Below are 13,127 nucleotides of genomic sequence, written 5' to 3' on the forward strand. Positions count from 1 at the left end.
CTGTCGAGGTCGGCTTGCAGCGTCGCTCGGTTGAGCTCGAGCTTGTCCATGCCCCGTTGCAGCGAATCCCAGCCGAGCAGGGTGTAGCCCATCGCCACACCCATGTTGCGCAGCACGGTGGAGTCGCTCAGGTCGCGTTGCCAGCGGCTGATGGGCAGCTTCTGGCTCATGTGCGTGAGCAACGCGTTGGCCAGGCCGAAGTTGCCCTCGGCGTTCTCGAAATCGATCGGGTTGACCTTGTGCGGCATGGTCGAGGAGCCGACCTCGCCGCCCTGCAGCCGCTGCTTGAAATAGCCCAGGCCGATGTAGCCCCAGATGTCGCGCGACCAGTCGATCAGGATGGTGTTGGCCCGGGCCACCGCGTCGAACAGCTCGGCCATGTAATCGTGCGGCTCGATCTGGATGCTGTAGGGCTGGAAGGTCAGGCCCAGGCCGAGCGGCTCGGGTTGCTCGATCACGTTGCGGCTGAAGGCTTCCCAGTCGAACTCGGGCCAGGCGCTCAGGTGGGCGTTGTAGTTGCCGACGGCGCCGTTCATCTTGGCCAGCAATTGCACGTCGGCGATGCGGGCACGCGCATTGCGCAGGCGCGCCACGACGTTGGCAACTTCCTTGCCAATCGTCGTCGGGCTGGCGGTCTGGCCATGCGTGCGGGCCAGCATCGGCGTGGCCGCCATGGCGTGGGCCATGGCCGTTAGCTTGGTGGTGATGCGGTCGATGGTGGGCAGCAGCACATCGGCGCGTGCGGCCTTCAGCATCAGGCCGTGGCTGGTGTTGTTGATGTCTTCGCTGGTGCAGGCGAAGTGCACAAACTCGCCGGCTGCCCTCAGCTCGGGGCTGTTCTCAAAACGCGATTTGAGCCAGTACTCGACCGCCTTGACATCATGGTTGGTGGTTTTCTCGATGTCCTTGATCGCCTGCGCGTCGGCTTCCGAGAAGCGCGTCACCAGACCGCGTAAAAGGCCGCGGGCGGCGCCGGTCAAGGGCTTGAATTCGGCAAAGCCGGCGTCCGACAAGGCGATGAACCACTCCACCTCGACCTGCACACGCCGGTGCATCAGACCGAACTCGGACAGCAGGGGGCGCAGTGCCGCCACGCGCGAGGCGTAGCGGCCGTCCAGCGGCGAGAGGGCGCTGATCGAGGAGAAGGCGGATGGGTTCATGGCAAAGGGCGACCAAGCGGCCGCGTTGGCGAAGCAAAAGTGCAGGCCTTGGATTTTATCCGGCAGGGTCGGCTGCGATCTTGCCGGCCGGCTCTTGAGCTCGCTTGGCCCCAGCCCGTGGAGCCAAATTGCCGAAAAGAACATGTACTTTGATTACATTTATCTAAAAGTATCCAAAAATTCGTTGAATATGTCGGGAAAACACCATCTATCAAATGTAGTTTTACTTCATTAGCATCGCGCTAAATTCAGGCTTAGCTCCATCCCGGGTCGGCCTAGCTGGTCTTTTTCAAAGGACGCATATGACGACTCAAGCATGTTTGCAGAGGCTGCGCGAAGCGCGGCGAGTGATGGGCGCGTGGGCCGTGGGGCTGGCCCTCGCCTGCGGTCTTGGGCAGTTGACGGCTTGTGGGGGGGGAGCCAACTCTGAGCCGCAAGCGCAGGCGATGGCGGCGGCTGGCATGGCGACGGCACAGGCATTGGATGCCGACACAACACTGCTGGCCGCCTTGCCGGTGCCCGTGTCGGACAGTCGCCGCAAAGCCACCGCCGCAGTGTCAACCACCTCCACCTTGCGCGTGCACTACCGCCGCGCCAATGGCGACACCAGCGGCTGGCAGTTGCACAGCTGGGGTGCGGCGCAGAGCCCGAATTGGAACGCCGGCTGGAACGCGACCGGCAGCGATGAGTTCGGCGCGGTCTATGACGTGCCGCTGGCCGCAGAAACCGACGTGGTCGGCTACCTGATGCACAACGGTGACTGGAAGGATTGGGGCGGGGCCGACCAGAGCTACACCTTGCAGCCCGGCGCGAACGAGATCTGGCGGCTGGAGGGCGACTCGACGACCTACGCCAGCAACCCGCTGGGCCTGCCGGTGCCGGACATCAAGACGGTGCGGGTGCACTACAAACGCTTCGACAGCGCCTACTCGAATTGGGGCCTGCATCTGTGGAACGGCAGCGGCCTGGACGTGGCGGGCTTGCCCGCCGGCCTGGCGATTGACCAATGGGGCAACCCGGTCGCCCTCAGCGCGATGCCCGGCTACACGGCTGGCGCCGGTGAGGTGGTGTTCGACATCCCGGTGCTCAATCCGAAGTTGGGTGGCGGCCAGACGGCCCTGGAATTCATCATCCACGGCATGGCGCCAAATCAGGGCGACAAGGACGGGCGCGACAACAATATTCGCGTCGACTACGCCGCGCTGAAGATCCAAAACCAGGTCGGCGAGATCTGGCTGGTGCAGCAAGACGCCACGGTCTACCAAGGCCCGCCCGATCTGCGCTCGGTCTCCAGCACCGACGCACGCGCGGTTTGGCTGAACCAGAGTCTCGTGCAATGGCCGCGCGTAACGACCGATGGCGTGGTGCGTCTGTACTACTCGGCCAAAGGCCAGATCGTCGTGCAGCGCGACGCGCTAACGCAGGGCGCCGACGGTTTCATCACGCTCGACGCCTTTGACGGCGTGGTGCCGGCAGACGCCGCGCTGCGCTTCAAATACGTGGCCGCCGGCGCGGTCTTCAAGGTCCGCGACGCCGACCTGGCGCGGCTGCCGTTTTTGCATACACAACAGATGGTGCTGGTGCAGGAGAACGCCGCCGGCTTGGCGCAGAACGCCAGCACCGCGCAGGTCGCCGGCGCGCTCGACGAGCTGTATGCGGCGGCCGCCAATGAAAGTAATTTCGGCGCCGTGGTGGCACAGGGCCGCACCAGCTTCAAGCTGTGGGCGCCGACGGCGCAGGCGGTATCCTTGGTCATTGCCGGCGACCCAGGCGCCAACCCGACGCTGGCCCGCAGCCAGACCCTGCCGATGCAGCTGGACCCGGCGACAGGCAGCTGGAGTCTGGCGCTGACCGGTGACCGTTCCGGTCAGACCTATCGTTATGCGGTGCAGGTGTTTGTGCGCGGGGTCGGCCTGCTACGCAACGCCGTGACCGACCCCTACTCGCTGGGCCTGACCATGGGCGGCCAGCAAAGCGTGGTGACTGATTTGCAGTCCGCCGCACTGAAGCCGCCCGGCTGGGACGCCGGCGCGCCGCCGAACCATGTGGCCAGCAGCGCCGATATGAGCATCTACGAGCTGCATGTGCGGGACTTCTCGATCAACGACGCCAGCGTGCCGGCGGACAAGCGCGGCAAGTATCTGGCCTTCACCGAGGCCGGCTCCAAGGGCATGCAGCACTTGAGCGCGTTGGCGCAAAGCGGCCTGACCGATGTACATCTGCTGCCGGTGTTTGATATTGCCAGCGTGAATGAAAAGAGTTGCGTAACGCCCAGCCCCGCCGGCGCACCGGACGCTGAGTCGCAGCAGGCGGCGGTGGCCGCCACGGCGAGCACCGACTGTTTCAACTGGGGCTATGACCCGCATCACTTCAGCACGCCCGACGGCAGCTATGCCAGCTCGGCGGCCAAGCCGGCCGCCCGCGTGTTGGAGTTCCGCCGCATGGTGCAGGCGCTCAATGCGGCCGGCCTGCGCGTCGGCATGGACATGGTCTACAACCACACCAGCGCTTCGGGCCAGAACGCCGCCTCGGTGCTGGACAAGGTGGTGCCCGGCTACTACCACCGGCTCAATGCGGTGGGCGGCATCGAGCGCTCGACCTGCTGCGAGAACACCGCCGCCGAGAACCGCATGATGGCCAAGCTGATGTTCGATTCGGCCATCACCTGGACGCGCGACTACCGTATCAGCTCGCTGCGCTTTGACATCATGGGCCACCATCCGCGCTCGGTGATGGAGGAGCTGAAGGCCCGCGTCAATGCCGCCGCCGGCCGCGAGGTGCAAATCTTGGGTGAGGGCTGGAACTTCGGCGAAGTGGCCAACGGCGCGCGCTTTGTGCAGGCCGACATGATGAGCTTGAATGGCTCCGGCATCGGCAGTTTCAACCCCTTCATCCGCGACGCGGTGCGCGGCGGCAGCTCGTTTGATTCCGGCAACAACCAGTTTGCCAACCAGGGCTATATCAACGGCTTGTTCTACGACGCCAACGGTTTTGGCGGCGGCAAGACGCGCGGCGATCTGATGTGGCAGGGCGATCTGATCAAGGCCGGCCTGGCCGGGTCGATCCGCAGCTTCAAGCTGCAGACCAGCTGGGATGCGAATTTGCGCCTGGAGGAAATCAATGCCGGCGGCCTGCCCGCGGGCTTCGTGCTGGAGCCGTCCGAGGTGGTCAACTATGTGGAGAACCACGACAACACCAGCCTGTTCGACAACAACGTCTTCAAGCTGCCGACCGCCACCAGCCGAGAAGACCGCGCCCGCGTGCAGATCCTCGGTGCGGCCATCACCAGCTTCAGCCAGGGCATTGCCTACTTTCATGCCGGCATCGATACGCTGCGCAGCAAGTCCATGGACAGAAACAGTTATGACTCGGGCGACTGGTTCAACAAGCTGGATTGGACCTACTTGGACAATAACTTCGGTGTCGGCCTGCCGCCGGCGCGCGACAACGCCGACAACTGGCCGCTGGTCAAGCCGCTGTTGGCCAACCCCTTGATCAAGCCCACGCCTAGCGACATCGCCTGGACCCGCGATGCCTTCCGTGACCTTTTGGCCATTCGCAAGAGCACGACGCTGCTGCGGCTGAAGAGTGCCGACGACATCAAGGCGCGCCTAACGTTCCACAACACCGGCAGCGCGCAGGAAGCAACCGTGCTGGTCGGCCACTTGAACGGCGCGGGCTATGCCGGAGCCAACTTCCAGGAGCTGGTCTATCTGATCAATGTGGACAAGGCCGACAAGCAGCTCAGCATTGCGGCGCTGGCCGGCCGCGCCTTCGAGCTGCATCCGGTGCACCGCTTGGCCGCTGCGGCCGACCAGCGCGCTGCGCAGGCCAAGTACGAGGCCGGCACGGGGCAGTTCACGCTGCCGGCACGCACGGCGGTGGTGTTTGTGGTGCCGCAGGCCACAACAAAGGCCAGGCGCGGCGGCTGAGGTGCGACGGCTGTGCGCCGCCGGCGTGAATGAGAGCGGCAGGGAGTTGGCCGATCGACAAGGAGGGTCAGGCCTTAAATATGTAGGGCAAGCGGCCGGCCACTTGAATCAAGCTCCGAGGTGAAAACCCTGCCCCCTTGAACTTGGGGTGGTTGCGCGAGCAAATGCTTGGTACAAGCTGCCGAGGTCGATATCGTTCGACTTTGTATGTCCCTCCCTCCTTGGAGTCTCCAGATGAAAACTCGTTCAATCCTCAAGCCTTTGATGGCGCTGGCCGCTTTGTCGGCGCTGCCGCTGGCCGCGCAGGCAACGGTCTATCAGTTCAATGCAACGCTCAACGCCGCTCAGGAAGTGATTGCTTCGGGCTCAACGGCCACCGGCGTTGGCACCCTGTCGTACGACGATATGGGCACCATGTCCTTGGCCGACGACAAGTACGACTTCTCGATGGCCGTCTTCGGCCTCAGTGGCGGCTTGATGGCGGGCACGGCGGCCAGCGCGTTTCATATCCATGGGCCAGCTGCGGCGGGCGTCAACGGCCCAGTGCGGGTCAGTTTGGATGCGGCGCCATTTGCGTCTTTCAATTCGGGCAGCACCTTGCTGGTGGGCGGCATTGGTGTCGCGCCGCCGTTGACCTTCGGCGCGGGGAGCATGAAGGATGCGCTGCTGAACGGCTTGGCTTACCTCAACGTTCATACCGTCGCCGACCCTATGGGGGCGGTACGCGGTCAACTGCTGCTGGTGTCGGTGGTGCCTGAGCCGTCGACTTACGCCTTGCTGCTGGCCGGTTTGGGCGCGGTGGGTTTCATCGCGCGACGCCGTCGCAGCCGGTAAAACGCGCTTCAGCTCAACCGAACCCGCCTAGTGCGGGTTTTTTTAACCCTATGCTTCCTGCACCAGAAAGCCGCACTTGTACAGGCTGGCGCGCAACATCGGCGTGGCTAGAATGAAGTCAACCAGAATCAGGCAGCAAAGCAAAATGAAACTCATCGGTTCCCTTACCAGCCCTTTCGTCCGCAAGGTGCGCATCGTGATGGTCGAAAAAAAGCTCGACTACCAGTTGGTGCTGGAGGATGTCTGGAACAGCGATGCCATTCTGAAAATGAACCCGCTGGGTAAAGTGCCTTGCCTGGTGATGGAAGGGCAAGACTCGATCACCGGCGCCGTGTTCGACTCACGCGTGATTGTGGAATATGTGGACACGCTGTCGCCGGTCGGCAAGCTGATCCCAGAGCGCGGCCGCGAGCGCACCGAGGTGAAGACCTGGGAGGCGCTGGCCGACGGCGTGATGGACGCCGCCGTGCTGGTGCTGCTGGAGAACAAGTTTGCCGGCCGCACGCCCGAGCAGCGCTGCGAAGCCTGGATGCAGCGTCAAACCGACAAGGTCTTGGCCGGCTGCAACGCCATGAATCAAGGCCTGGGCGACAAGGCCTGGTGCTGGGGCAATCACTTCTCGCTGGCCGATATCGCGGTGGGCTGCGCGCTGGGTTATCTGGACTTCCGCTTCCCCGCGATCGACTGGCGGGGCGGCAACCCGAATCTGGCCCGCCATTACGAGAAGCTCAACGCGCGGCAGAGCTTCATCGATACCGCCCCGCCGGTGGCCTGAAGACTAAGCGCAGCCTTGATGCTGCCGCTGCTATATTCTTTTCGCCGCTGCCCCTATGCGATGCGGGCCCGGCTGGCTTTGCATTACGCCGGCGTCGAGCTAAGCACCCACGAAGTTTCCATGCGCGCCAAGCCTCCGGAGCTGTTGTGCTTGTCGCCCAAGGGCACGGTGCCGGTATTGCTGCTGCCGAGTGGCGAGGTGCTGGAGCAAAGCGTGGACATCATGTTCTGGGCCTTGGCGCAGGCCGACCCGCAGGGCTGGCGCCGGCCGGAGCTGGACGCCGAATCGCAGTCTTGGCTGGCGCTCAATGATGGCCCGTTCAAGCAATTGCTGGACCGCTACAAGTACCCCGAGCGCCACCCACAGCAGACGCAGCCGGCCTGGCGCGCCGAGGCTGAAGCCTTGCTGCTGTTGCCGTTAGAGCAGCGCTTGGCGCGGCAGCCCTATTTGTTGGGGGCAAGCCCAAGCTGGCTTGATTTGGCCTTGCTGCCCTTCATCCGCCAGTTTGCCGGCGTTGATGCGGCTTGGTTCGAGGCGGCACCTTACCCGGCGCTGCGGGGCTGGTTGCGGGGCTGGGTGGCGAGCGATTTGTTCGTCGCCGTCATGGTCAAGCCGGCCCTTGCTGCACAATCGCCACGCACAAACTGATCAATCAATAAGGAGCCCACGCGAGTGGCAAAAATATGGGCGTGAAAAGCGTGTTTTTTGGCCTGTGGTGGGTGATCCGCAAATTTTGGGCGGCGCTGGACGCGAGCCGGCGTTTCTTGCTGAACCTCTTGCTGCTGGCGCTGCTGGTGGCGCTGGTGAGCGGCCTGGTTTCGCGCGGCCCCGCGCCGCTGAAGGACAAGACCACCCTGGTGCTGGATTTGCGCGGCGGCTTGGTGGAGCAGTTCTCAGGTTCCGCCCGTGAGCAGGTGATGGCGCAGCTGAAGGGCAATGCGCAGCGGCAGACGCGGCTGCGTGATGTGCTGGCGACGCTGGACGCCGCCGCCAAGGACCCCAAGATCAGCACCGTGTTGCTGCAACTCGATGAGTTTGACGGCGCCGGCATGGCCGGGCTGCACGAGGTGGCGGCAGCGCTGAATCGCTTCAAGGCCGGTGGCAAGAAGATCATTGCTTATGGGGACCAATTTGATCAGCGCGGCTACTTTTTGGCCGCGCAGGCCAATGAGGTGTACCTGAACCCGCTGGGGACGGTGAGGATTGAGGGCTTCGGGCGCTATCGCAACTACTATAAAGACGCGCTGGACCGCCTGGGCGTGTCGGCCAATGTGCTGCGCGTGGGCACTTTCAAGAGCTTTGCCGAACCCTTCTTCGCCAATGCGCCGTCGCCGGCGTCCCTGGAAGCAGAGAGTTATTTGCTGGGCGAGTTGTGGGCGGGCTATACCGACGCGATCGAGTCGGCGCGCAAGCTGCCCAAGGGCGCGGTGGCCGCCGGTATCGAGCAGCTGCCCGAAGCCCTGGCCGCCGTCGGCGGCGACGCGGCCAAGTTGGCGCTACAAGCCAAGCTGATCGACGGCATCAAGACCCGTGACGAGGTGCGCGACTTGTTGATCGCGCGCGGCGCCAAGGACGAGAAGGGCAATAGCTACCGGCGCGTCAGCTTTGCCGAGTACCAAGTGCATGTAAAACCGATCTTGCCGCATGGCCCGGCGGTTGGCATCGTGGTGGCCGAGGGCGAAATCACCGACGGCTCGGCCGGCCCGGGCCGCATCGGCGGCGATTCGACCGCCCGACTGATTCGCCAGGCGCGCGAGGACGAGAACATCAAGTCGCTGGTGCTGCGGGTCAATTCGCCCGGCGGCAGCGCCTTTGCGTCGGAAATCATCCGCCGCGAGCTGGAGCTGACGCGCAAAGCCGGCAAGCCGGTGGTGGTGTCGATGGGCGATGTGGCGGCCTCGGGCGGCTACTGGATCTCGATGGCGTCCGACGAAGTGATCGCCGAGGCCGGCACCATCACCGGCTCAATCGGCGTCTTCGGCATGCTGCCGACCGGCGACAAGCTGCTGGACAAGCTGTCCATCCACACCGGCGGCCACACCACCACCTGGCTGGCCGGTGGCTACGACCCGCGCCGCCCACTTGACCCCCGCCTGGCCTCGGTCGTGCAGTCCGGCTTCAACCACATCTATGCCGAGTTCACCGGCAAGGCCGCCGCCGCACGCAAAAAGACCGTGGCCGAGCTGGACGCCGTTGCGCAGGGGCGCGTCTGGACCGGCGCCCAGGCCTTGGAGCGCGGCCTGGTGGACCGCCTGGGCAGCTTGGACGATGCGATCAAATCGGCCGCCGCCAAAGCCAAGCTGGGCACCGATGCGCGGGTGAGTTATGTCGAAGGCGAGATGGGCCGCTGGGAGCGCCTGTTGAGTAGTTTGGAGGAGGTGTTGGCGCCGTCCATCGCCGCCGCCCTTCGCGCCGAGCTGGGCTTGAGCCTGCCGCCGGCCTTGCAAGAAGCGCGCGCCGAGTTGGCCTTCGTTGCCGAGGTCAGCAACAGCCGCAAGCCGTTTGGGGCGGTCGTGCATTGCTTGTGTACGGCACCTTGAGGCTGGCGCTGCGCGTGGTTTTTTCTCTGGAGGTTTAGTTGATGCCGCATATGGGGAATTTGGGCGACGTCAGCCCTCAGCGCATGGCTTTTGCTCAGCCTCTTCGCCTGCGCAGCGGGCTTGAGCTGTGCAACTACGAGATGGTCTATGAGACCTACGGGCAGCTGAACGCTGCGCGCAGCAACGCGGTGCTGGTTTGCCACGCGCTGAACGCCAGCCACCATGTTGCCGGTACCTATGCGGGCCAAGACAAAAGCGAAGGCTGGTGGGACAACCTGATCGGCCCCGGCAAACCGCTGGATACGAGCAAGTTCTTCGTTATCGGCATCAACAACCTGGGCTCTTGCTTCGGCTCGACCGGCCCGCGCGACGTCAACCCGGCGACAAACAAGGTTTACGGCGCCGACTTCCCCGTCGTCACCGTGCAGGATTGGGTCGATGCCCAGGCCCGTGTGCTTGACGAGTTAGGCATCACGCAGCTGGCGGCGGTGCTGGGCGGCTCACTGGGCGGCATGCAGGCGCTGGACTGGGGCTTGCGTTACCCCGAGCGGCTGCGCCACTGCATCGCGATTGCGACCGCACCGGCGCTGTCGGCGCAAAACATCGCCTTCAACGAGGTGGCGCGCCGCGCCATCATCACCGACCCCGATTTTCATGGCGGTCATTACGCTGAACATAACGCCATCCCGAAGCGCGGCCTGCGCGTGGCACGCATGATCGGCCACATCACCTATCTGTCGGACGACGCGATGGAGCAGAAGTTCGGCCGTGAGATGCGAGCGGCCGAGCTGGGCTACACCACCCAGGACATCGAGTTCCAAATCGAGAGCTATTTGCGCCACCAGGGCGACAAGTTCAGCGACTACTTCGACGCCAACACCTTTCTGCTGATTACGCGAGCATTGGATTACTTTGACCCGGCGCGCGAGTTTGGCGGCGACCTGAGTCGCGCTTTTGCCAGTGCGGTGGCCAAGTTCTTGCTGGTCAGCTTCACGACCGATTGGCGCTTTTCGCCGGCCCGCTCGCGCGAGATCGTCAAAGCCTTGCTGGACAACAAGCTTGATGTGTCTTACGCGGAAATCGACGCCCCGCATGGGCACGACGCCTTCTTGCTGGAGGACCCGCGCTATCACGGCGTCTTGCGCGCCTACTTCACTCGTATTGCAGGAGAGGTCGCATGAGCGCCGGCGTGATCGAACAAATTGCCGCCCTGGTGCCGGTCGGCTCGCGCGTCTTGGACTTGGGCTGTGGCACCGGCGAGCTGCTGGCCTATTTGCAAAAGCATCGCGGCTGCACCGGCTACGGTGTCGAGCTGGATGACGCGAATTTGCTCGCCTGCGCACAGCGCGGCGTCAATGTGATCCAGCTCAATCTGGAAGACGGTTTGACGATCTTCGAGGACCAAAGCTTCGATGTGGTCTTGCAGTTGGAGACCTTGCAGCATCTGCGCAATACCGAGGCGATGCTGCGCGAGACCGCGCGTGTCGGCCGCATCGGCATCGTCAGCTTCCCCAATTTCGCCCACTGGCCGAACCGCTTGCAAGTGGCGTTAGGGCGCATGCCGGTGACGCGCGTGCTGCCTTACGAGTGGTACAACACGCCCAACATCCGGGTCGGCACCTTCGCCGACTTCGAGGTGCTGGCGCGCAAGAACCGCCTGCGCATTCTGGACAGCTTCGGCATCCAGGACCGCCAAGTGGTGCGCAGCTTGCCGAATCTGCTGGCCAGCATGGCGGTGTTCAAGTTCGACCGCGGCTAATCAAAACGCCCCAGCCGCACCATCGTATTGCCTGGCTTGCCATGCTTGAGGCTGGGCATCACCAACACGGTGTCGTCGTAACTTGTTAGGAAGACGGTATCGCCGTCCTGCGCGAAGGCCGTGCCGGCCTTCGCGATCACGTCCAGGCCGCGCACCGGTTGCAGAAATTGGAAGTCGGCGCTGAGCGCGGTGACGGCGCGGTCGACCCGGATCAGGCGCTGCGTGGCCGGCAGCGGCAGGCGCAGCCGGGCAGCGGCCCAGGCCGCATCGACCATTCCGGCCAGCTTGAGAAAGCGGATCAGGCCGTCGATGGCCACATCGGCCGAGCTTTGTTCCCAATGCTGACCGCATTCGATCAGCAAGGCGTTCTTGGGGCTGGCCGCGTCGCCGAAGCCGCCGCGGTCGCGCATGCGCAGGCCCGAGGGGTGGCCGGTGTCTATCAGCAGGTCACCTGGCATGCCCAGCTCGCGTGCAAACGCGGCGCCCTTGTCCAGCATGCCGCAGACCATCAACGGGCGGCAGGCGTCTTGCATCGAGTGGATATCGAATAGAAAGTCGGCGCGGTCAACAAAGGGTTGCAGCTGGCGCGCCCGGCGCAGCTCCAAGGAGTCCCCGGCGCCGAACAAGACGCTGTCATGCCAAACGCGGTTGAGGTCTTCGTCCACGCAGCGCGAGGCGTTCGGGTCGGCAGCATCGAAGCGCGAATAAGCCTCGACATTGGCAAAGCTGATGATCAGCTCCCCGTGCAAGGGCCGCAGGGTGCGGCCCAGCCCTTGTTTGAACAGCCAGTCCAGCGCGATCGCGCCGCACAACTCATTGCCATGCGTCAACGCCTGCACCATCACGACCGGGCCGGGCCGGCCGGAGTCGAAGACATGCACATGGTCGACCCCGCTGGCGCTGATGCGGTAAGGTCCGATGCCGGGGGCTTTCAGTTCGATGCTGGGGGTCATGGGCAGATTCCTTGGCCGGCGGCCGTCACTATCGTCATTCCTTCTCAAAGAACACGCCCAACTGGGTGCGTTCATCCTCCTTGAACTCGCCTTCCCAGCGGTCACCGTTGGGCCAATGAAAAACGCCGGTGCCATGCTTGCGGCCGGCGACCCAGGCGCCGACATAGCGCTCGCCTGTCTTCCAGCTGTAGCTGCCCTGGCCCTGCGGTTCGCCCTGGTGAAAGGCGCCCTCATAGCGCTCCCCCGAGCTCAGCTGCAGCACGCCCTGGCCCTGCGGTTGCCCGGCCACGACCGCGCCCTCGTAGCGGTTGCCATTGGCAAAGCGCAGCACACCGCGGCCCTGCGGCACGGCGCGTACCCAGTCGCCGTCGAACTGTTGGCCATTGGCCCAGCGGTAGGCGCCGCGGCCATGCGGCAGCCCTTGGCTGATCTGGCCTTTGTAGCTGTCGCCGCTGGCATAGATCAACTGACCCTCGCCCGCGGGCGTGCCGTCGATGACCGTGCCCTCGAATTGATTGCCATTGGTGAACACCAGCTTGCCGACGCCGGTCGCTTTGTTCTGCACCCAGTCACCGTTGTAGCGTTGCCCATTGGCCCAGATGAACTCGCCCTTGCCTTGGCGAATGCTGCGCAGCAGGTCGCCAATATAGACATCGCCATTGGCCCACTCGACCCGGCCCCTGCCGCTCACGACCTGACCCTCTTCGCGCGTGAACTGGCCTATGTAGCGGGTGTCGCCGGTCAGCACATCCAGCTCCTGCGGGTTGGCAGGTGCGGCCGGGCTCGGCGCGGCGGTGGGCACCGCCGCGACAACTTTGCCGGCTGGGGCCGCAGGGCTGAGGGTCGGCGCCGCAACGGCGGCGGCAACCAGCACCGCGACAGGGGCCGGCGGGCTGACAACGGGCTTGGCCTCTAGCGGCTGCGTGGCCACCCAGGGCGTGCCGCGCTCGCGCGCCACCGCCTGTGCATTGTTGCCGGCCAGTTCCAGCGCGGCGCCTTTGCAAGCACCGGCGGCCTTGCGCCAAAGGGTCTCCGAGGTCTGTGACTGTTGCTGCCGATCGCCCAGGGTCAAGCCCGCGGCGGCAGCGCGGAATTTCTGCGTGTACTCGCGGGCACGCTCGAACAGCGGCGCGCAATGTTCCGAGTTGTGGGCGTCGATCTCGGCCTGCTCGCG

10 protein-coding genes are annotated in these 13,127 nt (G+C 64.5%); 7 read left to right on the plus strand and 3 right to left on the minus strand.

The features are described 5' to 3' along the window. Positions 1-1,160, minus strand: a 1,160-nt coding sequence (gene purB / locus RMO57_RS07665; protein WP_310385542.1) for an adenylosuccinate lyase, incomplete at its 3' end; no start/stop codon positions are given. 461 nt (positions 1,161-1,621) lie between these two features. On the opposite strand from purB, the gene RMO57_RS07670 reads away from it, so the two are divergent. From RMO57_RS07670 to metW, 7 genes are all read left to right on the plus strand, one after another. Further along, on the plus strand, positions 1,622-5,092 hold the full coding sequence (locus tag RMO57_RS07670; protein WP_310385544.1) for an alpha-1,6-glucosidase domain-containing protein: 3,471 nt from the start codon (positions 1,622-1,624) through the stop codon (positions 5,090-5,092). Positions 5,093-5,326: 234 nt separating this feature from the next. Beyond that, on the plus strand, positions 5,327-5,926 hold the full coding sequence (locus RMO57_RS07675; protein WP_310385547.1) for a CHRD domain-containing protein: 600 nt from the start codon (positions 5,327-5,329) through the stop codon (positions 5,924-5,926). Positions 5,927-6,071: 145 nt separating this feature from the next. After that, on the plus strand, positions 6,072-6,701 hold the full coding sequence (locus RMO57_RS07680) for a glutathione S-transferase C-terminal domain-containing protein (RefSeq protein ID WP_310385549.1): 630 nt from the start codon (positions 6,072-6,074) through the stop codon (positions 6,699-6,701). A gap of 18 nt (positions 6,702-6,719) precedes the next feature. After that, positions 6,720-7,349, plus strand: coding sequence for a glutathione S-transferase (locus RMO57_RS07685; protein WP_310385550.1), 630 nt, complete (start codon positions 6,720-6,722; stop codon positions 7,347-7,349). A gap of 41 nt (positions 7,350-7,390) precedes the next feature. Then, positions 7,391-9,241: a signal peptide peptidase SppA gene (gene sppA / locus RMO57_RS07690; RefSeq protein ID WP_310385551.1), complete on the plus strand. Its 1,851-nt coding sequence runs from the start codon at positions 7,391-7,393 to the stop codon at positions 9,239-9,241. A gap of 50 nt (positions 9,242-9,291) precedes the next feature. Then, positions 9,292-10,422 (plus strand): homoserine O-succinyltransferase MetX, encoded by a 1,131-nt coding sequence (gene metX / locus RMO57_RS07695; protein WP_310385556.1) that lies wholly within the window; start codon positions 9,292-9,294, stop codon positions 10,420-10,422. Continuing rightward, the gene (gene metW, locus RMO57_RS07700) at positions 10,419-11,000 is read left to right on the plus strand and encodes a methionine biosynthesis protein MetW (RefSeq protein ID WP_310385553.1); all 582 of its coding nucleotides are present in this window, start codon (positions 10,419-10,421) and stop codon (positions 10,998-11,000) included. The genes metX and metW overlap by 4 nt, the downstream gene beginning before the upstream one ends. Here metW and RMO57_RS07705 read toward each other — a convergent pair. Both RMO57_RS07705 and RMO57_RS07710 read right to left on the minus strand, forming a co-directional pair. Further along, entirely contained in the window at positions 10,997-11,953 is a 957-nt protein-coding gene (locus RMO57_RS07705) for a succinylglutamate desuccinylase/aspartoacylase domain-containing protein (protein ID WP_310385554.1), read from the minus strand. The two genes, metW and RMO57_RS07705, sit on opposite strands and share 4 nt — an antisense overlap. A gap of 34 nt (positions 11,954-11,987) precedes the next feature. Then, a partial coding sequence (locus tag RMO57_RS07710) for an MORN repeat-containing protein (RefSeq protein ID WP_414896391.1) occupies positions 11,988-13,127 on the minus strand: 1,140 nt, incomplete at its 5' end.

Source organism: Roseateles sp. (assembly GCF_031397715.1).
In the GTDB taxonomy this organism is placed as follows: domain Bacteria; phylum Pseudomonadota; class Gammaproteobacteria; order Burkholderiales; family Burkholderiaceae_C; genus Paucibacter_A.

Excerpts from the sequence above, each read along its gene's own strand:
- RMO57_RS07670 (WP_310385544.1), top strand. The coding sequence starts at position 1,622 with ATGGCGACGGCACAGGCATTGGATGCCGACACAACACTGCTGGCCGCC.
- RMO57_RS07675 (WP_310385547.1), top strand. The coding sequence starts at position 5,327 with ATGAAAACTCGTTCAATCCTCAAGCCTTTGATGGCGCTGGCCGCTTTG.
- RMO57_RS07680 (WP_310385549.1), top strand. The coding sequence starts at position 6,072 with ATGAAACTCATCGGTTCCCTTACCAGCCCTTTCGTCCGCAAGGTGCGC.
- RMO57_RS07685 (WP_310385550.1), top strand. The coding sequence starts at position 6,720 with ATGCTGCCGCTGCTATATTCTTTTCGCCGCTGCCCCTATGCGATGCGG.
- metX (WP_310385556.1), top strand. The coding sequence starts at position 9,292 with ATGGGGAATTTGGGCGACGTCAGCCCTCAGCGCATGGCTTTTGCTCAG.
- metW (WP_310385553.1), top strand. The coding sequence starts at position 10,419 with ATGAGCGCCGGCGTGATCGAACAAATTGCCGCCCTGGTGCCGGTCGGC.
- RMO57_RS07705 (WP_310385554.1), bottom strand. The coding sequence starts at position 11,953 with ATGACCCCCAGCATCGAACTGAAAGCCCCCGGCATCGGACCTTACCGC.